The sequence below is a fragment of the Butyrivibrio fibrisolvens genome (assembly GCF_037113525.1).
GTDB classification, from domain to species: domain Bacteria; phylum Bacillota; class Clostridia; order Lachnospirales; family Lachnospiraceae; genus Butyrivibrio; species Butyrivibrio fibrisolvens.
Genome location: NZ_CP146963.1, coordinates 2,085,205 through 2,109,585 on the forward strand (window position 1 = coordinate 2,085,205; position 24,381 = coordinate 2,109,585).

Consider the following 24,381-nt stretch of genomic DNA (forward strand, 5'->3'; position numbering starts at 1 on the left):
TTTATATGGTAGATTTTTGCAGAGAGGAAATGTACGCTCAGCTTGGCATTTCCAAAGAAGTATATGAATATGGCGAAGCTATTGAGAATGGTCTCAAGGAACGCTTTGCAAAAATAGATGAAGTTGCTGAATACAACCAGCTCAAAGTAGTTAAAGCAATGCAGGATGCCAAGGTTCAGGAAGCATGCCTTCTTGGAACTACTGGTTATGGCTACAACGATCTGGGAAGAGATACACTTGAAGACGTTTATGCTCATATTTTCCACACAGAGGATGCGCTTGTTCGTCCTCAGATAACTTGCGGAACTCATGCACTGGCCCTTGCTCTTATGAGTAACCTTCGCCCTGGTGATGAGCTTATGTCCCCTGTTGGTAAGCCTTATGACACACTTGAAGAAGTCATTGGAATAAGACCTTCCAAGGGGTCACTTGCAGAATACGGAGTAACATACAAGCAGGTAGATCTTAAAGCTGACGGCGGCTTTGATTTTGATGGAATAAAGGCAGCTATCTCAGAAAAGACTAAGCTTGTTACGATCCAGAGATCTAAAGGATATCAGACAAGACCTACTCTTTCTGTTGAGAGAATAGGAGAACTTATCTCTTTTATCAAAGGGATAAAGCCAGATATTATCTGCATGGTAGATAACTGCTACGGCGAATTCGTAGAAACCATCGAGCCTTCAGACGTAGGAGCTGACATGGTAGTCGGATCACTTATCAAAAATCCCGGCGGCGGCCTTGCACCTATCGGCGGATATATTGCCGGCAAAAAAGAATGCGTTGAAAATGCTGCATACAGACTTACAAGCCCCGGACTTGGTAAGGAAGTTGGAGCTTCTCTTGGCATACTTACTCAGTTCTATCAGGGTCTTTTCATGTCCCCTACAGTAACTGCAAGTGCTTTAAAGGGAGCTATATTTGCAGCTAACCTTTATGAGAGATTTGGATTTGGCGTTCTTCCTAACGGATCAGAAGACCGTTTCGATATCATACAGTCTATTACATTCGGTAAGCCAGAGGGCGTTATCGCTTTCTGTGAAGGCGTACAGAGCGCAGCACCTGTTGACAGCTTTGTAACACCTGAGCCTTGGGATATGCCCGGATATGACAGCCAGGTAATTATGGCAGCAGGAGCTTTTGTATCAGGTTCTTCCATAGAGCTTTCTGCAGACGGACCTATCGCACCTCCATATGCAGTATACTTCCAGGGAGGACTTACATATCCTCATGCAAGATTCGGAATCCTTAAGACTGTACAGTACATGCTGGATAAGGGCCTTATAACCAAAGATCAGCTTAAGATCTAAAAAGCACTGTAATAGCCTTGGGTTGAACAGCACAAGGAATTTAATCTTTTGATAAGGGTATACATCAAAAATATTTTGTAGTAAAATTATTATGCTTTCATCTGCCCGGAGAGGCTTATTTGCTTGCAGGAGAAAGCATGAATAAAACGAGCAGGTCCCTAAGCCTGAAACTTCGTGATGGTATTACCATCAAAGACGACCTTCCATTTGAGAAATTCCTTAAATATGGTCCACATAGTCTGTCTGATTCGGAACTCCTTGCAATCATCATAAGATGCGGTACCAAAGACCATGATCCCATCGAGATTGGTCAGGAGATCCTTAAAAGATGCAGAAACTATGAGGCAGGAATTGGCGGGCTCTATCAGTTATCAGTAGATGAGCTTATGCAGATAGATGGTCTTGGACAGGTCAAAGCAGTGCAGATCAAATGCATCGCGGAACTGTCACTTAGGTTAAGTCGTAGCGCAAAGAGCGATGAAGTAACTTTTCACAGTTCTGAAGAGATCGCCAGGTACTATATGGAACAGCTACGACATAAAGATCAGGAACATGTGATACTTATTGCACTTGATGCAAGAATGCGCCTTATATGTGATAAGACGCTGTACATAGGAACAGTATCGTCCTGTAATATAAGCGCCAGAGATATATTCAGACAGGCACTTATGACAGGGGCAGCGCAGATAGCGCTCCTTCACAATCATCCAAGCGGAAATGCACTTCCTTCAGAAGCTGACATTGATATGACCAAAAGGATTTGGAAGCTTGGACGCATCATGGAAATACCTGTTTATGATCACATCATAATCGGCGACAGGCAGTATTCCAGTTTAAATGAGTTTTTAGAAAACGATCAGTACAATTGACTTTCAGGAGGTCCACATTGAATAACGCTTTCGGTATCGATCTTGGTACAAGCACTATCAAGATCTATAACAAATCAACAGATTCTACTCTTGTTCAGAAGAACATGATCGCTATTCAGAACAAGACAACAGTTCTTGCTTACGGTGATGAAGCCTATGATATGTATGAGAAGGCTCCTAGCAATATTAAGGTAACATATCCTCTTAATAACGGCGTTATAGCTGATATCAAGAATATGGAAATGCTTGTAAAGCTCTTCGTTACAGATGATATGAAGGGCGGTTCAAAGCCTGCAGATTACTATATTGCTATTCCTTATGATATTACAGAAGTAGAGAAGAGAGCTTTCATCGATCTTATCAGAGACAGTAACGTTAAGTCCAAAAAGGTTAACGTAGTTTATAAAGCTATCGCAGACGGACTCGGAATGGATGTTGATGTTAAGAACTCCAACGGTGTTCTTGTAGTTAACGTAGGTTACGATACAACAGAGATCTCAGTTCTTTCACTTGGTGGTATCGTACTTAGTAAGCTTATCAAGGTGGGCGGACGTAAGTTTGATGAATCGATCAGAAGCGCTATTCGTAAGGAATACAGCCTTATCATTGGTTCCAAGACAGCTGAGAACGTTAAGATCGATCTTCGTGATCTTGAAAAAGAAGGAAAGCCGGCAATCGTATATGGAAGAGATATCGTAACAGGTCTTCCTATCGAGCGTGAGATTCCTACTGATATTGTTAATAATGCACTTGTTGAGAACTTTGATACTATCCTCGACAACGTAAGAGCAACTCTTGAGAGAACTCCTCCGGAACTTGCAGCTGACATTTATAAGCATGGTCTTTATCTTACAGGCGGAGCTTCACAGGTTTGCCACCTCGCACAGAGAATCAGTAATGGCTGTGGTCTTAATGTTAATATTTCCGAAGAGCCGGTTGAATCCGTAACTCTTGGACTTTCAAAAATAATCAAGGATGATCAGTACAAATCACTTGCTACGCTGAAGGAATGAGTAAATGAGTCCTGTGATAAAAAGAGGAGGAGATAAGTTTACCATCCCCGGTAAGTATCTCCTCTTTATTTTAACAATAGTGGCTGTCGCGCTGATGGTCATAACACTTACAACAAGTCTTTTCTCCGGAATTGCCAATACGATTGCCGGATTTGTTGTGGTGCCATTTCAAAGGGGAATAACAACAGCTGGTACCTGGCTCATAGGTGAAGCAGACAGACTTACTACTATAGAGCAGCTTCAGGAAGAAAATAAAGAATTACAGGCGCGAGTAGATCAGCTTACAGAGGAAAATATGCAGCTTACTCAGGACAGGTATGAACTTAATACCTTGAGAGAGCTTTATGAACTTGACGCACAGTATGAGTCATATGAAAAGGTTGGTGCTCATGTAATAGCCAAGGATTCCGGTAACTGGTTCTACAGTTTCGTTATAGACAAAGGAACTGATGACGGCCTTGCAGTTGATATGAATATCATAGCAGGAGGCGGTCTTGTAGGAAGAATAACATCTATAGGACCTGACTGGGCTAAGGTTACTACAATAATTGCAGATAATTTCTCTGTAAGTGGAATGGTTCTTTCTACTTCAGATAATCTGATCGTAACCGGTAATCTTGAAGCTTATGAAAAAGGTGTTATTACTTTTTCAAAACTTCAGGATAGCGCAGATGTTGTTGTGATCGGAGATAAAGTTGTTACATCCAATATTTCTGATAAGTATCTTCCTGAAATACTTATTGGATATATCACAACTATAGAATCTGATTCCAATAATCTTACAAAGTCCGGTACTCTTACACCTGCTGTTGATTTTGAACATCTTGATGAAGTGCTTGTAATAACAACTCTTAAACAGACAGTCGAAGATGATAAATAATATATGCGTAAATTTCTTGTAACTCTAATTATGATAATTGCATGCTTTGTTTTGCAGACTGCATTTTTCAGATATTTTGCATTTGGCGGAACAGTCCCGAACTGTCTCATGATCATTACCTGTTCAAGCGGTATCATGAGAGGGGAGAAGCATGGCCTTCTGGCCGGTTTTATAGCCGGTCTTTTAGTTGACATATTCTTTGGCGATTTTATTGGTATATATGCACTTTTATACATGTATGCCGGATTCTTTGCCGGTATGTTTCATAAAATCTTTTTCCCGGAAAATATTATATTGCCCCTTTCTCTTATAATAGGTGGGGACTTCTTATACCAGTTTTTGTGCTATGTTCTCATGTTCCTTCTTCGTGCGAAGTTCGACATCAGTTACTATATGACCCATCAGATACTTCCGGAGGTTGTATATACTGCGATCATAGCTCTTTTTCTGTATCCGGTAATATTAAAGATCAATACTAAACTAGATGATATTATTCAAAGGAGCGCAACTAAGTTTGTTTGATGATGTAAAAGAGGCAGTTCTAAAGTTTATAACGTCAAGATTTACAGTTATCGCACTGGTCATGATTCTTGCAGCCAGCGGTATTATGTACCGCCTTTTTGAGTTGCAGATAATCAATGGTGAGTCTTATCTTGAATCATTCCAGCTTCGAATAGAGAAGACCAAGGATATTCAGGCAACCCGTGGTAATATCTATGATCGTAATGGTAACCTTCTTGCATATAATGAACTTGCCAATAATGTAGTAATAGAAGATGTCTACGAATCAGATTCCCTCAGAGATGAGAATATCAATGAGACCATTAACAAGGTTATCGATATTGTTGAAAGCAATGGCGATACTGTAGTTAATGATCTTAGCATTCAGCTTGATGAGAACGGTGAGTTTGAATTTACAGTTGAGGGTACAACACTTTTGAGATTTCTTGCTGATATCTATGGACATTCGACTATAGATGAGCTTGCTTATAAAGAAAGAACAGCAACTCCAGATGAAGTTATGGAGTATCTTGGTAAGAAGTTTGAAGTTGGTGATCGTACAGATCCTGAAGACAAGAAGAGCTTTGTGGCAGGATATGGATATACCAATGACAGATTTTTAAAAGTTGTTACTTTGAGATACTACATGAGTCTTAACTCATACCAGAAGTATATTGATACGACTATTGCAGAGGCAGTTTCAGATCAGACTGTTTCTGACATTATGGAAAATAGTGATATTCTTCTTGGCGTAAGTATAGAAGAGAACACTGCAAGAAAATATGTTGATGCAGAGTATTTTGCTCTGATACTTGGATATACAGGAAAGGTATCATCAACTGAACTTGCCCAGCTTCAGGCAGATTATCCTGACATGGGTTACAGTTCAAGTGATACTGTTGGTAAGTCAGGCATCGAACAGGCCATGGAGTCTACACTTCAGGGAACAAAAGGTTCTGAGACTGTATATGTAGATACTGTGGGACAGGTACTTGAGACAACTAATTATGTTGAACCAAGATCCGGTAATGATGTATATCTTACAATAGACAAGAACCTTCAGGAAGCTGCTTATGACATTCTTGAATCAAGACTTGCAGGTATTCTTGTTAATAAGATAGTCAATGCCAAGACAGTAAGCACAACAGTAAAGACATCAGATCTTAAGATTGCTATCTATGATGTTTATTTCAAGCTTTTTGAAAACACTGTTATTGATACAACTCATTTCACCAAGGATGATGCCAAGGAGACAGAGCTCAAAGTTCTTGGAGTATTTAATACAAAGCAGGAAGCTGTGCTGGAAGGTCTCAAAGATGAGCTTATGGAGAAGAAGACTCCATATAACAAGCTTTCTCTAGAGTATATGAATTACGAGACCTATATTACAACAATACTTCGTGATAACAAGGTCCTTGTAAACGAAGATACAGAAGATGATACATATATAACTTATACCAAGGATGAAAGTATCTCCTTGTATGAGTATCTTCATTATGCAATAGCCCAGAACTGGATCGACATTACAAAACTCAGCCTTGACAGCCAGTATACAGATTCTGAAGAAATATACGAACACATAATTTCTTATATAACTGATAAACTTAAAAATGATATTACTTTCAGCAAGATGCTCTATCGTTATATCATTCAGGCAGATCTTATCACAGGCCGCGACTGCTGTAACGTGCTTCTTGAGCAGGGCGTAGTAGAGCTTGAAGATACTGAACTTAATTCCTGGAAAGCTGGAAATGAATCAGCATATACTTTTATAATAAACAGGATCAATAATCTTGAGCTTACTCCTGCTCAGCTTAACCTTGATCCATGTACAGGTTCTATCGTTATTACTGATGTTAATACAGGTGATGTTCTTGCACTTGTATCATATCCTGGCTATGACAATAACAAGATGGCCAATGGCGTTGATGCAGAGTATTATGCAAAGCTAAGAGCAGATCTTTCTACACCTTTGTATAACTATGCTACGCAGCAGAGAACAGCTCCTGGTTCAACATTTAAGCCTCTGTCTGCAACAGCAGGACTTATGGAAGGCGTTATAACAACTACATCATCTATCAGATGTACAGGTACTTTTGATAAGTTCACTAATGGTCCTCATTGCTGGATATATCCGGGTTCACATGGCGAGCTTACTGTAGCCGGTGGTATTACCAATTCCTGTAACTGTTTCTTCTATGAAGTTGGATACAGACTTGGAAATGAGAATGGAACCTATAACTCTGATAAGGGTCTTGAAGTTCTCAAAAAGTATTGCGATATGTATGGCCTTACAGAAAAGAGCGGAATCGAGATAGAAGAAAGTTCTCCTATCGTATCTACTCAGGACGCAGTAAGATCTGCTATCGGACAGGGTACTAACTCATTTACAACAGTTCAGCTTGCAAGATACATTACTACTGTTGCTAATTCAGGAACATGTTATAATCTGACTCTTATAGATAAGACAACAGATTCTAACGGTAACCTTCTTCAGGATTATTCTGCAACAGTCAGAAATACTGTCGATCTTCCTTCCAGCTACTGGGATGCTATCCATTCCGGTATGAGAGGTGTGGTTGAGAAAAGAAGTGACTATGCTGACCTTAACGTTCAGGTAGCCGGTAAGACAGGTACAGCGCAGGAGAGAACTGACAGAGCAAACCACGCGCTGTTTGTAAGCTATGCTCCTTATAACAATCCTGAGATTTCTATCACGACCAGAGTTGCTTTTGGTTATACATCAAGTTACGCGGCTCAGATCACTCGTGATGTATATGATTATTACTACAATGTAGACGCCAGAGAAGAACTCCTCGATGGATCTGCCCAGTCACTAGAAGGCGGTGGCGGAGGAGATTAATGAGTTGTTCTGACGAACAACTCTAGATGTTCTTTTTCAAAGAACATCCGCTCCGCTTCTTTGGACGTTTGTGCACGGGTCAGAGGCGACTAAGGAGTTGTTCTATCGAACAACTCTAGTTGTTCTGACGAACAACTCTAGATGTTCTTACGAACAACTCACCATTTTTGCAAAACGTAGAAGTTTTAGAGAGAATACTTTTTTATGAAAAAAATTCTTGAATTTTTAAAACGATATAAACTTAGAAATTACGATTTCATCCTGATATTCCTGGTAATATCACTGTCTATAGTGGGTGTTGTGGCTGTTAGTTCTTCGGATGTATCTCTTCAGAACAAGCAGATAACAGGTGTTGTACTTGGATGTATCGTAATGCTGGTAATATCACTGCTTGATTACACTAAGCTTCTTAATTTTTACTGGGCATACTATATTCTGGCAGTAGTGCTCCTTTTGGGAGTATTGCTGTTTGGTAGTGGTTCACATGGTGCTCAGAGATGGCTTATGATCGCAGGTATAACCTTCCAGCCATCTGAGATTTCCAAGATACTTATTATCCTGTTCTACGCCAAGTTTATTATGGTCAATCAAAAGAAGGTCAAGACAGCAGGCTTTTTGCTTTCTGCACTTGGACTTCTTGCACCTCCCCTTGTCCTTATTCTGAAGGAGCCTGACCTTTCAACAACGATCATGCTCACTATGATCTTTGTAATGATCCTTTTTGTCGGAGGTATAAGCTGGAAACTGGTTGCGGGAGTGCTTCTTGCTGGTATTCCATCGGCAGCGCTGGCTTTTTATCTGGCTCTTCTTGAGGATAGCCCTATTCTTAAGTCTTATCAGCAGGAACGTATTCTTGCATGGCTTCATCCTGAGGATTATGCAGATTCAACTGCTTATCAGACTATGAACTCTATCATGGCTATTGGTTCCGGCCAGCTTCAGGGCAAAGGATATGATACAAACGAGATCAGCTCAGTCCTTAACAGTGGATACATTTCCGAATCCAGTACTGACTTTATCTTTACAGTAATAGGAGAAGAGTTTGGCTTTATAGGATCCTGCCTCGTGGTATTTTTGCTTGTGGCTATCACTATAAAGTGCCTTATAACAGCAGCAAGAGCAAAGGACATAGCCGGTTCTATCATCGCAACCGGAATGGCAGTATGGATCGGATTCCAGGGACTTCTTAATATCGGAGTTGCAACTGGAGCACTTCCTAATACAGGTATTCCGCTGCCACTGGTAAGTTCCGGTCTTACATCTATTGTGTCGGTGTATATAGGTGTCGGCTTTGTTTTGAATGTAGGACTTCAGCAGATCCGCAGATCTTATTAGCGTGATGACACTGTACCATACTAGTAAGATAAAATGAGCCTATTGACATATGACTTTATAGAAGTTATTCTTAGGTCTTTGATTTTAAGTTTTCCATAGAATGGTAATTAAAATCCTGAATGTATTGAAAAAAAATAATACTATACATTTTTTGTGTTATAATAAATTTATGTATGGCAATGGAGGAATTAACTAATGAATATAGCACTGATCGCTCATGATGCGAAGAAGAAGCTTATGCAGAACTTTTGCATAGCATATAGGGGGATTTTGAGCCGCAATGATCTTTATGCAACAGGAACAACCGGTCGTCTTATTGAAGAAGTAACCAACCTCAGCGTGCATAAATTTCTTGCAGGACATCTCGGGGGAGAGCAGCAGATAGGAGCAGCGATCGAACATAACGAGATCGACCTTGTTATTTTCCTGCGTGATCCGCTTACACAGAAATCTCACGAGCCTGACGTCAGCAATGTAATGCGCCTTTGCGACGTTCATAATATCCCTGTAGCCACTAACCTCGCATCCGCTGAGTTATTGATCAAATCACTTGACAGAGGAGATTTAGAGTGGCGTGAAATGTATAAATAAAAGACTTATTACCCTGGTAACAGCTCTTTTGTCCATCGCTTCTTTAACAGCGTGTGGATCATCGTCATACGCTATTCCGTACTCTACGGAAAGCGTTTATACATCTATTTCATCAGATATGTTAGATACTTTTGCTTCTGATCTGTGTGTGGTCGGTTCTGACATTACAGACAGTAACATTAGTATGTCTAAGAATTCCTGTGCAGGCCTTTTTGACCTGAACAACAGAGAGACTTTGTACGCTCTTAATGTCAATGAGCAGGTTGATCCTGCGTCCCTTACCAAAATCATGACAGCTTTAGTAGCTCTCAAATATGGAAGCCTTGATCAGATATTAACTGCAACTAAAGCAGTTAATATTAATGAATCTGGCGCGCAGCTCATCGGTCTTAAAGAGGGCGATACCATGACTCTTGACCAGGCTCTTCATATACTATTGATATACTCTGCTAATGATGCAGGTATGCTTATAGCTGACAATGTTGGCGGAAGCGTTGATGAATTTGTCAATCTTATGAATGAGGAAGCTAAAGAGATAGGCGCTACAAAGTGCCATTTTGCCAATCCTCATGGACTTACACAGGAAGACCACTATGTCACTGCTTATGACATGTACCTGATCTTCAATGCTGCAATGCAGTATGATGTATTTCAGGAGATCATCAATATGTCCGGTTATACTACTGTGTACACCCGCAAGGATGGAAGCAGTGTAGAAGTTGATGTCAAGTCAACAAACGGATACCTTAGAGGAGACAGACAGGCTCCATCAAGCATTACTGTAATAGGTGGTAAGACAGGAACTACCAATGCGGCAGGACACTGCCTTATCCTTCTTGCCAAGGACTCTTCAGGTAATCCATATATTGCCGTCATTATGAGAGCAGAAGACGGAGATACTCTGTATAGCGAAATGACAGCTCTTCTTTATAAAATCACACAATCTTAGATTGTATTAAGAAACACGCAGATGATGCGTGTTTCTATTTTTTAAGGGCAAAGATGTATTAATTTAAGACTCTTAATTTAGGTGGTTTTTAAGGTTGTCATTTGAGATTCATAAAGCTATAATATTTATATGAAAGTTCTACAAACTACATACAAGGGAGGTTACGCTTATGGTTCAGCTTATCGTAGGTAGAAAAGGGAAGGGGAAGACTAAATGTCTTTTAGACAAGGTCAATTCTGAGGTTAAGAACATTCTAGGCAACGTCGTATTTCTCGACAAAAACACCAAGCACATGTATGAATTGAATAATAAGGTCCGCATGATCGTAGTTCCTGAGTTCATGGTTGAAACTCCTGAGGAGTTTATCGGATTTACAAGTGGAATTATTTCACAGGACAGAGATTTGCAGCAGGTTTATCTTGATAGTTTCCTTTCCATCTCTGGAATAGGTGAAGGTGATATAACTGAAACTGTTAATAAACTGGACAAGTTAAGCGAGAAATTTGGAATCGATTTTATATTAAGCGTTTCTAAAGATGAAGACGAACTTCCCGAGTCTGTTCGATCAAAAATAGTGATTTCTCTTTAATAAAAATATAATACAAATAGTATAGTTTGAAGATTTTACTTGAGTGTTTACACTTAAACTCATTAAAAAGCAGATTATAAGCCGCGGCTTAATTATGCCGCGGCTTTTTATCAGCAGATTGGAATACAATGGCCGCAAAGAAGAAAAACAGCAAAATAACAAATATAAATTCGGGCTTTACGCCTGACAGGATCGGTATTTTGATTTTTGCCGTACTTCTGGTTTACATGATCATAAGCATTGTGCAGTATGTAAAAGCTAAACATGTAGTAGGCTATGAAGTTATGGAAGGATCCCTTTCCCAGAACAATACTTATACAGCTATTGCTCTGAGAGATGAAGACATTGTAGAAAATGATACCGCAGGAAGTGTATATTACTTTGCTACAGAAGACAGAAGAGTTGCTAAAGGCGATCTTGTGTATATCGTAGACGAAGCAGATTCACTTTCTGATATGTCATCTCTTTCCGGAGATGCTACAGCAGTAGCACTTTCAGAAAGTGATTACGCAGAGATCAAAGAAGATATAGAAGATTTTACAAGTACTTTTGACAAGACGAATTTCAGCAGCGTATATGATTTTAAGAGCAGTATCAACGGTACATTATCCAAGCTTGTCAACACTTCTTATCTCAATAACATTGGAGAACTCAGTTCATCAACACGTAACTTTATATATAGAAATGCTCCTTCAAGTGGAATAGTTCTTTATTCTCAGGACGGTTATGAAGATTTAAGTCTTCATGACATGAAATCAGATCTTTTTGATCAGACCAAGTATGAAAAGACAACTTTCAGCTCTTCTGAAGTCGTAACTGCTGGAGCTCCGGTTTATAAGCTTGCCAGAAGCGAAGACTGGTCAGTAGTTATACAGGTTCCTGATAAGGAAACAGCTGATTATCTTATGGACAAAGAGTACATCAAGATCAAGTTCCTTAAGAATCAGGTTACAGCATGGGGCCAGGTAAGCACATATACTAATAGTGCAGGAGAGATATTTGTTCAGTTCTCATTTACCAATTCTATGATAACTTTCGCAACAGACAGGTTCCTTTCTATAGAGCTTATCACAGAGAATGAGACAGGACTTAAGATTCCTAATACTTCTATTATAGAAAAGAACTTTTACGTTATCCCTTCAGAACTTGTAATGGAGACAGCAGAAGGAAATACTGTTGTACATAGAAAGACCTTCCTTGAAGACGGTTCACAATCAAGTGAAGAAGTAATTGTTAGTGTTCACAGCCTTGTTGATGACAAGTATTATATAGACCAGGATGCAATAGCAAGTGGAGATGTTTTGATCTTCCCTTCTACCAATGCTGAGTTCACTGTAAGTGAAGTGGCATCCCTTACAGGCGTTTATAATATTAATAAAGGCTATGCGGATTTTAAACAGATTGAAGTTTTGTACAGTAATGATGAATACTCGATCGTAAAATCAAATACAGAATATGGTCTTAATGTTTATGACTTTATTGCACTTGATGCAACAACCGTTTCAGACGATGAACTCATTTATGATTGAGGACGGGTGATCTTCAGGTGACGGATTATGGGGCTTATTCTAAGTATTAGCCATAGGCTGCCGAATAGATAAAAGTGTATTCAAATGATAATGTTTAGTAATTGTGTATAAATGTTAAGAAAAAGTATAATGTTGTAACTATTGATATATCAAGGCTTTCAGGCGTTTTTACAATGAAAATGTTATAAGGGTTGACACATTGCTGTAAAAATTAGATAATAGGTATAGCTTAGGGAAATATTATAAGAGTTTTATTTGTGGCTGCTGGTTCTATCACACAGCAGAGTGAGGAGAGTAATATGAGCGCAATGGATAAATTTTTAAAGGCCATCAAGCTTAATGACGGTGAAGATGAAGATTATTATGACAACGAAGATGATTACTATGATAAAGGCACAGCCGCTTTAAAAACAGCACCTATTGGCAAAGATGATCCTTCTATCGAAGTACCGGAAGAAAAGCTTAAGAGAAGCAATCCAGCAAAGCCGATCACATCAATTTCTGCGAGAAAGAAATCTATGTCATCATCAGGAATGGAAGTATGTGTAGTAAAGCCAACTTCATTTGAAGATGCAAGGGAGATCACTGAGACACTTCTCTCTAACAGAACAGTAGTCCTTAACCTTGAAGGACTTGACGTTGATGTTGCACAGAGAATCATTGATTTTACATCAGGTTCTTGTTTTGCTATCAATGGCAATCTTCAGAAGATTTCCAAGTACATTTTCATCATCACACCTTCAAGTGTTGACATTTCCGGAGATTTCCAGGAGATGATCAGTGGATCACTTGGTGATAATCTCCATACAGGACCTTCAATGTTCAGTTAAGGTTTCCGGGCTAATAATTAGCTAAAACCATAGTATTGAGATTATAAGTTAAATAATGTAAAATCTTTATCAGCAGGCGCATTTTTGCTCCTGCTGATATTTTTATCTTTGTTTCGGAATTACGAACGTTTTTCGAGACGGAGAAATCTATTATATGTATCATAGATATTTTATGGAGGATTTATGGGAGAAGTTATAAATGTTGAGCGTGATGGTAAACCTTGTTATGATATCATGTTCGAAGAAAATTTTTCAAAACTGTCTAAAGCTGTAGAAGAGCTTGGCTTTAAAGGCAGACGTATAGCGATCATTACAGATTCAAATGTTGGACCACTTTATTCCAAAGCTGTAGAGAAGGAACTCAAAAAGGTTGGAAGCCAGGTCTTTTCTTATGAGATAGAAGCAGGTGAAGAGCACAAGAATCTTGATACTGTAGGCGGAATCTACGGATTTCTTATTTCAAAGCATTTTGACAGACATGACCTTCTTATAGCGCTGGGCGGCGGTGTGGTTGGTGATATCACAGGATTTGCAGCATCAAGCTATCTTAGAGGAATTGCTTTTATTCAGATTCCTACAACACTTCTTGCTCAGACAGATTCAAGCGTTGGCGGCAAGACAGGTGTTGATTATGAAGGATATAAGAACATGGTTGGCGCATTCTACATGCCAAGACTTGTTTATATGAACATAGCTGTTCTTGATACACTTTCAGAGCGTCAGTTTGCTTCAGGCTTTGCTGAAGTCATGAAACACGGCCTTATCAAGGATCAAGAGTTCTATTTCTGGCTCATTGAGAATATGTACGAGATAGGCGAGCGTGATCACAAGGTTCTTTCCCAGATGGTAAAGAAATCCTGCGAGATCAAGCGTGATGTAGTACAGCGCGATCCTACAGAGAAGGGTGAAAGAGCTCTCCTTAACTTCGGTCATACTATCGGTCATGCAATTGAGAAGGCCAGAAACTTTGAGCTTTTCCACGGTGAATGTGTAGCTCTTGGCAGCATTGCTGCTGCATATATCTCTATGAAAAAAGGCCTGATCGAGACAGGAACCTGCTATGAGATAAGAGATATGTTCGTTCCATTTAACCTGCCGATCTCTGTAGAGAACGTTGACCCTGACGAAATCGTAAAACTTGTAAAAAGTGATAAGAAGATGGATAATAATCAGGTCAAATTCATACTGCTTCACGATATCGGAGACGCATTTATCGATACAACAGTTACAGATGATGAGATAAAGGAAGCTGTTAAAGAAATTCTCTATTTTGAAAATGGAGATTAAGGGGGATTTTCCTAGAATGAAACACATCACCAGAAAAAAGATCGCATTTCTTATTGCTGATATAGTAGCTTTTATTGTCCTTGTTGCACTTGATCAGTTCACTAAAGTTCTTGCAGTTGAAAAGCTCAAAGACAAGGCTTCTTTCCCTTTGATCAGGAACGTGCTTGAACTTCAGTATCTTGAAAATAAGGGTGCGGCTTTTGGAATGTTACAGAACCAGAAAGCATTCTTCATACTTATAGCTATTCTGATCATGGTAATAATCGTATATGTGCTTGCGCTTGTTCCTGAAGATAAGAAGTATAATGCGCTTCATGTTCTTCTTGTTATGGTTGGAAGCGGAGCCTGTGGCAATATGATCGACAGATTCAGAACCAATTATGTTGTGGATTTCATATATTTTAAGCTCATTAACTTCCCAATCTTTAATGTAGCCGATATATATGTTACAGTATCGACTTTCCTTCTGCTTATCCTCTTTTTGTTCTACTACAAAGAGAACGATTTTGCATTCCTTAGCTTTAAACAGCAGAAGAAATTCCGCGAGTTTAAATAATTTATGAATAGTGAAGAATTAGTAAAGCAAACTGAATTTATTGATGATAAACTGGCTGGAAAGAGGCTTGATAAGGTGCTTTCTCTGCTTTTTCCTGAGCATTCAAGATCGTATCTTAAGGGACTTATCGTTGAAGGCAAAGTCAAAGTCAATGATAAGCCTGTATTCAAGGCTTCCGTGACTGTGAATCTTGGGGATGCGATAGAACTTGTGGTTCCACCTCCAAAACTTCTGGATATTACACCTGAAGATATCCCTCTGGACATCCTCTATGAAGACGATGACGTCCTGGTTATCAATAAACCCAAGGATATGGTGGTTCATCCTGCCGCCGGCCATTATGAAGGAACTTTGGTCAATGCTGTTATGCATCACTGCGGCGATAAGCTGTCTGGTATCAATGGCGTTATGCGCCCCGGAATCGTTCACAGGATCGATAAAGACACCACAGGGTCCGTTATCATCTGTAAGAATGATAATGCTCATCAAAAGATCGCAGCGCAGCTCAAAGAGCACTCTATAAAAAGAGAATACGTTGCTATCGTATACGGCATTATAGATGAGGATGAAGGAACAATTGAAGGAAGCATTGGAAGACATCCTACGGATCGTAAGAAGATGGCCATGAATGTTCCAAACGGAAAGCATGCAGTGACCCATTTTAAGGTCTTAAAACGCTTTTATGAGTCTAAGATGACTTATGTAGCCTGCAGACTTGAAACGGGCCGTACGCACCAGATAAGAGTACATATGTCATCTATAGGTCATCCCCTTTTGGGAGACGAAGTCTATAAGGATGGCAGAAAGACAAATATGAAGTTAAATGGTCAGTGTCTTCATGCCAGGATCCTTGGATTTATACATCCAACAACAGGAGAGTATGTAGAGACAACGGCTCCCCTTCCGGAATACTTTGAGCACTTACTCGAAACATTAAAGTGATCCGTACCTTGAAGTACATCCATGTACTTCAAAACAGGTACTAACTACATCCTGTAGTTCCCGACATAGAAGTTCATCCATGAACTTCTAAACATGTCGTAACTACGTCCTGTAGTTCCCGACATAGAAATGCATCCATGCATTTAAATATCAGCGTAGCATCGAAGGAACAGCTTTCGAAGGCGCAATCTAAAAAGTAATATGAAGTTTTGGGGGTAAGAGGATGCTCGGGGCAATAAAGGGGAAACTGGCTTTTGCTAAATTTATTAGAATAATAGGCGTGATTGAGCCTTTTGCAGTAGGTGTCTATGCATTAATATCTCATGAATTTTTCTTGATAATTCTTGGTATTGCGGTTTCTATTTTCCTTCTTTTATGGGGGCTGCATATTAGAAATAGCGCAATGAACCAGTACGGCAAAGCGTATGTCTTGCCGATGGCAAGGCAAATGTTTCCGGGTGCTGAGTTTACTTACATAGAGAAGCATCTGGATCTCGATAGATTCCATAATTTAGGACTTATTACCAGAGATAAATATGAAAAAGTGACTAATCACCTTGTTTCGAATGATGAGCATGAACTTGAGAACTTTTCTCTTTTGTGCGAGCATACTGAATCTGATTCGGACGGAGATTCCAGAACGGTTACAACCTACAGCGGTACGGTTGTGATCTATAAAACTCCTACTGGAATACAGGGTGTTGTAAGAGTTATAGCTTCCGGGCAGTTTAAACTTCTTTTTATCAAAAAAGAAACAACCTTTGTAAGAGGTAAATCGCCAATTGCTCCTTGGAAGATCGAGACCGGGTCTGTCGCCTTTGATGATAATTTCGAAGTATATGCCAGCGATCAGCATTTAGGATATTACGTTCTTAATGCCTATGTTATAGAAAAGCTCCAGGCATTTAGAGCAAAATACGGTACTTTTGCACTTACCATAACTTCTGATTATTTGTATGTCTCATTTAATCATATTGATAAGTTCATCAGTGTTCCGGAAACAATTTCAAGTATTGGCGAAAATCCTTTCGAAGATGCAAAGAGAGATCTAAACGAGCTGATTGAAAGCCTTAACGATATTTCTTTTGCTATATCTAAGAGTACACAAAGAGAAAAAATTATTTAAAGGGGATTCCAAAAGTATGGCTGGAATGATTTCTTCATTATTGTTTATTGTTGTTATTGTTGCAGTAGTAGGCTTTATCTCGGTAAGCAACAGAATAGACAGGATATCTGTTGCTATAAGTCAGGCCAAGGCTGATATCGAGGTGTACATGGTAAAAAGGTATGACGTTATCATGAACTCACTTGAAGTGGCCAAGAAGTACATGAGTCATGAGGATGAGATCTTTTCAAAAATCCATCAGATCCATCAGAATATGTCTATTTCAGAGCTTTCTGAGCAGAGCAAGTTTCAGGATGCAGCTCAGAAGGGGCTTGTCGCACTTGCTGAGCAGTTCCCGGAACTTAAGTCTTCTGATGTTATGGTTACGCTACAGAAACAGATTGCTGATGAGAACGAGCATTTTGCAGCAGCTAAGAGAATGTACAATGCTAACGTAACACAGTACAACCAGGAGATTATTGTATTCCCTAATTCTATTGTTGCTTCAATAAAGAACGCAAGACCACTTGAATTTTTTAGAGATGAAGACGCATCTGCAAAGAGGAATGCAGATATACACTTTTAAAAGATTCACAAGATTACATGAATAACCTCTATATCAAAATGATATAGAGGTTTAAAACATTAATCGGAAAGTCTGCCAGAATACTGGTTCTTGAATTATAGAGTAAATACGAGGAGGCGTGTATATGAGAAATATAATTAAAAGGTTTATTACGTTTTTGAGCGTTGTTTGCATGCTATTGGGGTGTGTTGGTTGTTCGAAAAATAACACAACAAGTCTGGATGAAGCTGAAACTGGTAGCTTTAAAAGCATGACTACTACGTACCCAGGGAAATATAAAGTGACTTTTATGAGTCCATCAACAGGACATCCAGATGGAAATAGTGATTTTTCAACATATGTTGATTGGAAAAGTGAACAATTACATGGAGATTGTAGTATTGCTTATTATGTGATGACAGATAATAGAATAGAGGATGATTATTCGAAATATGATAGCTTAGAAGAGGTAGAAATTGACTCGAAGATTTATAAAGTTATCAGAGAAGATGATAAAGTTACACTTTTATATAAGGTTGATAATAGTTTTTATATTATTGTGGAATTATATCATATGATTAAGTTTGATGCTGAAGGAAAATCGGCTGAAGATGCATACAGCATATCTGACTTGCTTGATGATGGCGGATTTGATGATGCGATTAGAATGGACATTAGTCCTGTCGAATAAAGAAGTTATATTCTTTCGTAAGCAAACGGTGTAAGCCCGAATCAATAGAACCAGGTGCCTGAATGAATGAGCCAGTACACTAGCCTTGGTCATAGTAAGTTTATTCTGATAATAGGATGTAAGTGCATATGTTCTTAAGGGTTATTTATGCACAGAAAAGCTATTATGCACTTTGTTTTTACTAATTCTTGATAAAGGAAAAAGGCAACAAATAAATGATTAGAAATGATTTTTATTTAAAAATGTATAATAAAATGCGATTTGTTTTAGTGGCATGTGTAATCTTTTATGAAGGCGTATTTGGAGCTATAATGTGTGCATATATACAAGATCGGTCAGCAGTTGATCCCGTAGATTTGAAAATAGCGATATTTATGTTTGTTTTTACAACACTGTTTTCTTTATGGTTATTTGCAATAGCTACTGAAACTATTACGGTTAAAGAACGTCATGTAATCATCAGATATCTTTTCTTCTATAAAAAGACAATTTCTATAGACAGTATTACGGAAGTGTTCGTCAATTCCATAACTGGTAGATCCGGTATAACCGCCAATAATTTTGGAATATATGTAGATGGAAAGAGGCTTGTACTACCTATGCAGCCAAATGAGAGATGGAAAGGGTTCGATGAATGGGTTGCGTTTCTCTCTGCACTGGGACATGCGCCTATAGTATTTGAAGAAGATACCAATGAAATCTGGCCATTTGGCATTCTGGGGCGGAGAAAAATATCTGATGATAAAGATGATTGATTTTGTCGTGCAAACCTCACCGACTCTTAGTCCTGAGAAATAGGTAAGTGCTATGATTGCTTTGTTTCTGATATTTGTGGAAGTATCAATCAGCTTTTCGATATCATCCCTGGAAGCAACTTGGGGTAACGTCCAGTTTCTATTTCAGTTTTATAGATTATGGGGGAACATATAATGTCAAAGCAAAATATTTATGACAATGATACTTTCTTTGATACTTTTCTAAGTAGCAGGAGCAGTGAAGTTAATTTTAATGACTGCATTGAAACCCCGATTATTTTTGCTATGCTGCCTGATCTTTATGGAAAGGTAATTCTGGATATAGGCTGCGGCATGGGTCAGCATACAAAAGAATATGCTGAAAGGGGGGCAGAATCTGTGCTCGGAATTGATATCTCCGAAAAAATGTTGGAATATGCTAAAGAACATAACAATGCGGAAAACATAATTTATCAGCGAATGGCCATGGAGGATATCGAGACGATAGATAGGAAGTTTGATTTGATTACAAGTTCTCTGGTGTTTGATTATGTAGAAGATTTCGATGGGCTGATGCAGAAAATATATAAGTTACTGAAAGATAATGCTGAATTTGTTTTCAGTATGTCTCATCCAATCGTTACTGCATGGGATGGTGTATATGACAGATATACCCGTACAGAAACAGGAGAACGCCTGTATGCAAATCTTAGAAATTATTGCAAAGAAGGGCTTAGGAAAGTTGATTGGGGTGTAAAGGGATATGAATGTTACCATAGGACTGTGTCAAGCATAATCAATGCCTTGATAAAGGTTGGATTTGTTATTGAAGAATGCCAGGAAGCTCATATATCCGATGATATGAGGACACAGTATCCGGATTTGTTTGGGGGAACGATTCATCGCCCTGAGTTTATATTTTTCAGGTGTAGGAAAAATACTATTTGAATATTTAATTATCGATTATAAAAAGAACTATGCGCGCTAAAATGCATAGTTCTTTTTTGTTGCTTTTGGACAATGTGCCGAAACTGATTAAAATTTTTAATGAAAATAATAAGCGTCGCTTGGACATAACTAACAAAAATATATTAATCAAATCAAAATATATTGACCGATATGATGAAAAGGTTTAATGTGTTAACAGTGTTAAGTGATTAACACTTGAAAGCAATTGTGAGGGTAAATTTGATTATGAGAAGGATTGAAGAAGTTGCCGGTAACAATACAAGCGATCTTACAGAAATGAACAGATCTGCTATAGTTCGAATCTTACAGCAAAAGGAAGTATGTACAAGAGCCGAGATTGCCAAGCTCATGGGACTTACACAGGCATCTATCACCAAGCTTGTCGGATACTTGATAGAAATGGGGGTCGTATCCGAAGTTGGAATAGTTAAGGGCAATGGAAACAGGAGATCTATCGGTATTAGATTAAACGCTGAGAAGAATCTTGTGATCGGAGTCAAGTTTTCACGTCATGTATTTGCAATTGGGGTATTTGATATATCAGGTAAGCTTTATACACAGAAAGAGACAGAGTTTGGTCTTGATGAGAATACCGGTATAGTACTTGCACAGATGAAGAAGCAGATAAGAGACCTTCTTGATGAGTACAAGAATATAGTTGCTATAGGCCTTGCACTACCCGGCCCATATCTTAGAAAAGAAGGCCGGATAGCTATGGTGACGAGAATGCCAAGCTGGCACAATATCAATTTCATTGAAGAATTTGAAAATGAATTTGATAAGCCTGTGTTCATAGAACAGGATGCTAATGCAGGAGCCCTGGCAGAGTGGTGGTTTGGAGACCATGGAAGGCCTCTTAGCTCACTGACATATTTTCTGGTAGGAGAAGGTGTTGGATCAGGAGTGGTTGACAATGACAGGTTGCTTCTTGGTTATCAGGGGATAGCAAGTGAAGTCGGTCATATAAGCATTGATTATAACGGACCTGTCTGTGAATGCGGAAACAGAGGATGTCTGGAACTTTACAGTTCAACAACAGCTTTTTTGAAAGAAGCCAAGTTAAAGCTTCCGGAGCTTTTTAGAGATAAATATGAGAATAGAACAATGGCTTGTGAGAGAGTATTTGATGCAGCTCGAAGCGGCAATACTAAAGCCAAAGCTCTTGTGGAAAAGATAGCAGAATATATCGGATATGGGTGCGTGACACTGATCAATGCATATGATCCGGAGATAATCGTGATAGGTGACAGTATATCAAAAGCAGATGAACTTATCCTTCCGACTATCAAAAGAATAGTAGAAGAAAGAACTATTCCGGAAGTAAGCAGCAGGGTGAGGATCAAAATATCTAAACTCAGTATAGATCCCACACTGTATGGGGCAGCAGCAATTGCTACAGACAGAGTTTTAAGGAAGCCAAGCGAGTATCTTTTTACTAATTAGAACTCTGGTTATATATAAGGGAGGGGCAATATAAAATGGAGAATAATTCTTTTATCCTTCAAATGCAGGGGATAACAAAAGAATTTCCGGGTGTTAAAGCTCTTGATGATGTAAACCTCTCGGTGAGAAAAGGCACGATCCATGCTATATGCGGGGAGAATGGTGCCGGCAAATCTACGCTGATGAAGGTATTGTCAGGTGTTTATCCTTATGGCACATATGATGGCAAGATCATCTATATGGGACAGGAGATGAAATTCAGGAATATCAAAGAATCTGAAGCAGCCGGAATAGCGATCATTCATCAGGAACTTACGATGATACCTGAGTTGTCCATAACAGAGAATATCTTTATGGGCAATGAGATCGTCAGAAGAGGCCTGATAGATTGGACTGAGGAGAAGAAAAGGACCTATGAGATTCTAAAGAAGGTTGGACTTTCAATAAATCCCGACATTCTTATAAAGCATTTGGGGGTAGGTCAACAGCAACTTGTAGAAATTGCAAAGGCGCTTTCTAAAAACGTCAAGCTTCTGATCCTGGACGAGCCGACGTCAGCACTTAATGAAGCGGATTCTGAAAATCTTCTCAATCTTATGACAGAGCTTAAGAATAAAGGGATTACATGTATCATGATCTCTCATAAGCTCAACGAAATTGCTGCTGTATCTGATGCGGTTACCGTTATAAGAGACGGACACACTGTTGAAAGCTACGACGTTGAAGCCGGCAAAGTTGATGAAGATAAGATCATCAAAGCTATGGTAGGACGTGCTATAGAGAACAGATATCCGGAACATAAACCCAAGATGGGGAAGGTCATATTCGAAGTATCTGACTGGTGCGTAGAAGATCCTGATGTGGAAGGAAGGATGGTATGTAAGAATGCAAGTTTTAATGTAAGAGCAGGTGAGATCGTGGGATTTGCAGGTCTCATGGGAGCTGGTCGTACAGAGCTTATGCGTTCTATTTTTGGCAAGAATTATGGAATCTACAGAGGCGGTAAGATCAAGATCAAAGGACATGAAGTCAAGATCAATTCGGTTGAGTCAGCTATAAAGCATGGTCTTGCATACGTGCCGGAAGACCGTAAGGTTCTGGGACTTAATCTTCTGGATTCCATAAGAAAAACAGTTGTAGCTGCGAATCTTGATAAGATCAAAAAGAATGGGCTTCTTGACCTAAATTTAGAGAAAAAGGCAGCAGAAGAATACCGCAAGTCATTAAAGATCAAAACATCTAATGTTGAAGCAGGTGTAACTACTCTTTCAGGTGGCAATCAGCAGAAAGTGGTTCTGTCTAAGTGGATGTTCACTGAGCCGGATATATTAATTCTTGATGAGCCGACACGAGGTATCGATGTAGGTGCTAAATATGAGATCTACAAGCTGATACATCAACTGGCTGATGAGGGGAAAGCTGTCATCCTGGTATCATCTGAACTACCTGAACTTCTGGGTATGGCAGACAGGATCTACACTATCTTCGAAGGAACCATTACAGGTGAACTTCTAAGTAGTGAAGCTGATCAGGAAGTATTGATGAAGAAGATGACGATTACATCAAACTAATATATGGGATAGGAAAGGGTGGATACAATAATGAAATATATCAAACAGATATTGGGTGGGGAACTTCGCCAATATACAATGGTTCTTGCTTTGGGACTTCTTGTTATCATATTCGATATCATCTCAGGAGGAAGGATGCTGACTTCTTCCAACGTTCAGAATCTTATATCAGGTAATGCTTACGTTCTTGTACTGGCTCTGGGTATGCTGATGGTTATCGTTATAGGTCAGATCGACCTGTCGGTTGGCTCTGTTGCAGGTTTTGCCGGAATGGTCATGGCGCTTGTTGCACGAGACTACAATATTCCATGGTGGTGTGCAGTTCTTGTTGCTATTGCGATTGGTATACTTGCAGGTGCATGGCATGGATTCTTTTTATCACAGCTGGGTATTCCGGGATTTATCACAACACTAGGCGGAATGATGATCTTCAGAGGAGGGGTTATCTGGATCTCACATTCTATCTCAGTACCTGCACCCGAGGAACTTAAGTGGTTTGGAGCAGGTTATCTTCCCGAATGGGGACCGGCATTCACAGGAATGAACAATTCTACACTTCTTCTTGGAATCATCGGAATAGTATGCTACATGATCGCTCAGATAAGAAAGTACAAACATTCAGGTGACGGAACAGGTGAGAAGGATGCGTTATGGGCAGTAGTTGTAAGAATAATCCTTATGTCAGTTCTCATAGGTTATTTTACCTGGTTGTTTGGATCAGGTCGTGTGGGAACATCTTTCCCGGTACCGGGACTTATCCTTCTGCTTCTTACAATTATCTATCATATTATCACTCAGCGTACTGAGTATGGTCGTCATGTATATGCGGTAGGTGGTAATAAGTCTGCAGCAGCTCTTTCCGGTGTTAATGTAAAGAAGACCTATTTCCTTACAATGGTCAATATGTCATTTCTTGCAGCAGTTGCAGGTATCCTGTTCGTAGGACGTTCTACAGCAGCAGGACCGGCAGATGGTACATCCTGGGAGATGGATGCGATTGCATCAGTATTCATCGGCGGCGCAGCTGTATCAGGTGGTGTTGGTACTATCCTTGCAACAATCGTCGGTGGTCTTGTAATGGCTGTTCTTAACAACGGACTGATGCTTATGGGAGTTGGCGCAGACAAGACACAGGTTATCAAGGGATTTGTACTTCTTGCAGCAGTTGCTTTTGATGTATACAACAAAAAGAGCGGCAAGGCTTCTATAATCGGAAGATTGTTCCCAAGTAAAGAGTCAAAGTGATGTCTGGAAGGCAA

23 protein-coding genes are annotated in these 24,381 nt (G+C 39.4%); all 23 read left to right on the plus strand.

All coding sequences use genetic code 11. The features are described 5' to 3' along the window. Window positions 1-5: 5 nt before the first annotated feature. The 23 genes from WAA20_RS08590 (at window position 6) to WAA20_RS08700 (ending at window position 24,367) form a co-directional block, all read left to right on the plus strand. Window positions 6-1,310: a methionine gamma-lyase family protein gene (locus tag WAA20_RS08590; RefSeq protein ID WP_073386099.1), complete on the plus strand. Its 1,305-nt coding sequence runs from the start codon at window positions 6-8 to the stop codon at window positions 1,308-1,310. A 137-nt stretch (window positions 1,311-1,447) separates the two neighbouring features. After that, entirely contained in the window at window positions 1,448-2,179 is a 732-nt protein-coding gene (radC, locus tag WAA20_RS08595) for a DNA repair protein RadC (RefSeq protein WP_073386230.1), read from the plus strand. Between the two features lie 17 nt (window positions 2,180-2,196). Further along, window positions 2,197-3,192 carry a rod shape-determining protein gene (locus tag WAA20_RS08600; RefSeq protein WP_073386101.1) on the plus strand — a complete coding sequence of 332 codons (996 nt, stop codon included), beginning with the start codon at window positions 2,197-2,199 and terminating at the stop codon, window positions 3,190-3,192. A 4-nt stretch (window positions 3,193-3,196) separates the two neighbouring features. After that, on the plus strand, window positions 3,197-4,072 hold the full coding sequence (gene mreC, locus WAA20_RS08605; protein WP_207649273.1) for a rod shape-determining protein MreC: 876 nt from the start codon (window positions 3,197-3,199) through the stop codon (window positions 4,070-4,072). Window positions 4,073-4,075: 3 nt separating this feature from the next. Further along, the gene (gene mreD, locus WAA20_RS08610) at window positions 4,076-4,594 is read left to right on the plus strand and encodes a rod shape-determining protein MreD (protein WP_073386102.1); all 519 of its coding nucleotides are present in this window, start codon (window positions 4,076-4,078) and stop codon (window positions 4,592-4,594) included. Next, window positions 4,587-7,436 (plus strand): penicillin-binding transpeptidase domain-containing protein, encoded by a 2,850-nt coding sequence (locus WAA20_RS08615; protein ID WP_073386103.1) that lies wholly within the window; start codon window positions 4,587-4,589, stop codon window positions 7,434-7,436. Before mreD ends, WAA20_RS08615 begins: the two co-directional genes overlap by 8 nt. Window positions 7,437-7,640: 204 nt before the next feature. Further along, window positions 7,641-8,771: an FtsW/RodA/SpoVE family cell cycle protein gene (locus WAA20_RS08620; RefSeq protein WP_073386105.1), complete on the plus strand. Its 1,131-nt coding sequence runs from the start codon at window positions 7,641-7,643 to the stop codon at window positions 8,769-8,771. 195 nt (window positions 8,772-8,966) lie between these two features. Next, window positions 8,967-9,362 carry a methylglyoxal synthase gene (gene mgsA, locus WAA20_RS08625; protein ID WP_073386106.1) on the plus strand — a complete coding sequence of 132 codons (396 nt, stop codon included), beginning with the start codon at window positions 8,967-8,969 and terminating at the stop codon, window positions 9,360-9,362. After that, window positions 9,346-10,311: a serine hydrolase gene (locus WAA20_RS08630; RefSeq protein WP_073386108.1), complete on the plus strand. Its 966-nt coding sequence runs from the start codon at window positions 9,346-9,348 to the stop codon at window positions 10,309-10,311. Before mgsA ends, WAA20_RS08630 begins: the two co-directional genes overlap by 17 nt. A 169-nt stretch (window positions 10,312-10,480) precedes the next feature. Beyond that, window positions 10,481-10,900 (plus strand): twitching motility protein PilT, encoded by a 420-nt coding sequence (locus tag WAA20_RS08635; protein WP_073386109.1) that lies wholly within the window; start codon window positions 10,481-10,483, stop codon window positions 10,898-10,900. 128 nt (window positions 10,901-11,028) lie between these two features. Beyond that, complete coding sequence (locus WAA20_RS08640; protein ID WP_073386110.1) at window positions 11,029-12,429, plus strand: HlyD family efflux transporter periplasmic adaptor subunit; 1,401 nt, start codon at window positions 11,029-11,031, stop codon at window positions 12,427-12,429. A gap of 299 nt (window positions 12,430-12,728) precedes the next feature. Beyond that, window positions 12,729-13,259: a cell division protein SepF gene (locus WAA20_RS08645; protein WP_073386112.1), complete on the plus strand. Its 531-nt coding sequence runs from the start codon at window positions 12,729-12,731 to the stop codon at window positions 13,257-13,259. Between the two features lie 183 nt (window positions 13,260-13,442). Beyond that, window positions 13,443-14,546 (plus strand): 3-dehydroquinate synthase, encoded by a 1,104-nt coding sequence (gene aroB, locus WAA20_RS08650; RefSeq protein ID WP_073386113.1) that lies wholly within the window; start codon window positions 13,443-13,445, stop codon window positions 14,544-14,546. Window positions 14,547-14,562: 16 nt separating this feature from the next. Next, complete coding sequence (lspA, locus tag WAA20_RS08655; RefSeq protein ID WP_207649274.1) at window positions 14,563-15,102, plus strand: signal peptidase II; 540 nt, start codon at window positions 14,563-14,565, stop codon at window positions 15,100-15,102. 3 nt (window positions 15,103-15,105) lie between these two features. Next, the gene (locus WAA20_RS08660) at window positions 15,106-16,044 is read left to right on the plus strand and encodes an RluA family pseudouridine synthase (RefSeq protein ID WP_073386115.1); all 939 of its coding nucleotides are present in this window, start codon (window positions 15,106-15,108) and stop codon (window positions 16,042-16,044) included. 223 nt (window positions 16,045-16,267) lie between these two features. Then, a complete protein-coding gene (locus tag WAA20_RS08665) occupies window positions 16,268-17,170 on the plus strand; it encodes a DUF3137 domain-containing protein (RefSeq protein WP_073386116.1) in 903 nt (300 codons plus the stop codon). A gap of 16 nt (window positions 17,171-17,186) precedes the next feature. After that, entirely contained in the window at window positions 17,187-17,735 is a 549-nt protein-coding gene (locus WAA20_RS08670) for a LemA family protein (protein WP_073386118.1), read from the plus strand. 124 nt (window positions 17,736-17,859) lie between these two features. Continuing rightward, window positions 17,860-18,405 (plus strand): hypothetical protein, encoded by a 546-nt coding sequence (locus tag WAA20_RS08675; protein WP_073386119.1) that lies wholly within the window; start codon window positions 17,860-17,862, stop codon window positions 18,403-18,405. A gap of 215 nt (window positions 18,406-18,620) precedes the next feature. Beyond that, window positions 18,621-19,160, plus strand: a complete 540-nt coding sequence (locus tag WAA20_RS08680; RefSeq protein WP_073386121.1) for a hypothetical protein — start codon at window positions 18,621-18,623, stop codon at window positions 19,158-19,160. A gap of 174 nt (window positions 19,161-19,334) precedes the next feature. Continuing rightward, window positions 19,335-20,087 carry a class I SAM-dependent methyltransferase gene (locus tag WAA20_RS08685; RefSeq protein WP_073386122.1) on the plus strand — a complete coding sequence of 251 codons (753 nt, stop codon included), beginning with the start codon at window positions 19,335-19,337 and terminating at the stop codon, window positions 20,085-20,087. Window positions 20,088-20,333: 246 nt separating this feature from the next. Then, window positions 20,334-21,551, plus strand: coding sequence for an ROK family transcriptional regulator (locus WAA20_RS08690; protein ID WP_073386124.1), 1,218 nt, complete (start codon window positions 20,334-20,336; stop codon window positions 21,549-21,551). A gap of 35 nt (window positions 21,552-21,586) precedes the next feature. Further along, complete coding sequence (locus tag WAA20_RS08695; protein ID WP_073386126.1) at window positions 21,587-23,122, plus strand: ATP-binding cassette domain-containing protein; 1,536 nt, start codon at window positions 21,587-21,589, stop codon at window positions 23,120-23,122. A 30-nt stretch (window positions 23,123-23,152) separates the two neighbouring features. Beyond that, window positions 23,153-24,367 carry a sugar ABC transporter permease gene (locus tag WAA20_RS08700; RefSeq protein WP_034454473.1) on the plus strand — a complete coding sequence of 405 codons (1,215 nt, stop codon included), beginning with the start codon at window positions 23,153-23,155 and terminating at the stop codon, window positions 24,365-24,367. Window positions 24,368-24,381 lie beyond the last annotated feature (14 nt).

Coding starts and splice junctions, on each gene's coding strand:
- WAA20_RS08700 (WP_034454473.1), top strand. CDS start 23,153: ATGAAATATATCAAACAGATATTGGGTGGGGAACTTCGCCAATATACA.
- WAA20_RS08675 (WP_073386119.1), top strand. CDS start 17,860: ATGAGAAATATAATTAAAAGGTTTATTACGTTTTTGAGCGTTGTTTGC.
- aroB (WP_073386113.1), top strand. CDS start 13,443: ATGGGAGAAGTTATAAATGTTGAGCGTGATGGTAAACCTTGTTATGAT.
- WAA20_RS08660 (WP_073386115.1), top strand. CDS start 15,106: ATGAATAGTGAAGAATTAGTAAAGCAAACTGAATTTATTGATGATAAA.
- WAA20_RS08645 (WP_073386112.1), top strand. CDS start 12,729: ATGAGCGCAATGGATAAATTTTTAAAGGCCATCAAGCTTAATGACGGT.
- WAA20_RS08590 (WP_073386099.1), top strand. CDS start 6: ATGGTAGATTTTTGCAGAGAGGAAATGTACGCTCAGCTTGGCATTTCC.
- WAA20_RS08620 (WP_073386105.1), top strand. CDS start 7,641: ATGAAAAAAATTCTTGAATTTTTAAAACGATATAAACTTAGAAATTAC.
- mreC (WP_207649273.1), top strand. CDS start 3,197: ATGAGTCCTGTGATAAAAAGAGGAGGAGATAAGTTTACCATCCCCGGT.
- WAA20_RS08635 (WP_073386109.1), top strand. CDS start 10,481: ATGGTTCAGCTTATCGTAGGTAGAAAAGGGAAGGGGAAGACTAAATGT.
- WAA20_RS08685 (WP_073386122.1), top strand. CDS start 19,335: ATGTCAAAGCAAAATATTTATGACAATGATACTTTCTTTGATACTTTT.
- radC (WP_073386230.1), top strand. CDS start 1,448: ATGAATAAAACGAGCAGGTCCCTAAGCCTGAAACTTCGTGATGGTATT.
- lspA (WP_207649274.1), top strand. CDS start 14,563: ATGAAACACATCACCAGAAAAAAGATCGCATTTCTTATTGCTGATATA.
- WAA20_RS08665 (WP_073386116.1), top strand. CDS start 16,268: ATGCTCGGGGCAATAAAGGGGAAACTGGCTTTTGCTAAATTTATTAGA.
- WAA20_RS08670 (WP_073386118.1), top strand. CDS start 17,187: ATGGCTGGAATGATTTCTTCATTATTGTTTATTGTTGTTATTGTTGCA.
- WAA20_RS08695 (WP_073386126.1), top strand. CDS start 21,587: ATGGAGAATAATTCTTTTATCCTTCAAATGCAGGGGATAACAAAAGAA.
- WAA20_RS08690 (WP_073386124.1), top strand. CDS start 20,334: ATGAGAAGGATTGAAGAAGTTGCCGGTAACAATACAAGCGATCTTACA.
- mreD (WP_073386102.1), top strand. CDS start 4,076: ATGCGTAAATTTCTTGTAACTCTAATTATGATAATTGCATGCTTTGTT.
- WAA20_RS08640 (WP_073386110.1), top strand. CDS start 11,029: ATGGCCGCAAAGAAGAAAAACAGCAAAATAACAAATATAAATTCGGGC.
- mgsA (WP_073386106.1), top strand. CDS start 8,967: ATGAATATAGCACTGATCGCTCATGATGCGAAGAAGAAGCTTATGCAG.
- WAA20_RS08680 (WP_073386121.1), top strand. CDS start 18,621: ATGATTAGAAATGATTTTTATTTAAAAATGTATAATAAAATGCGATTT.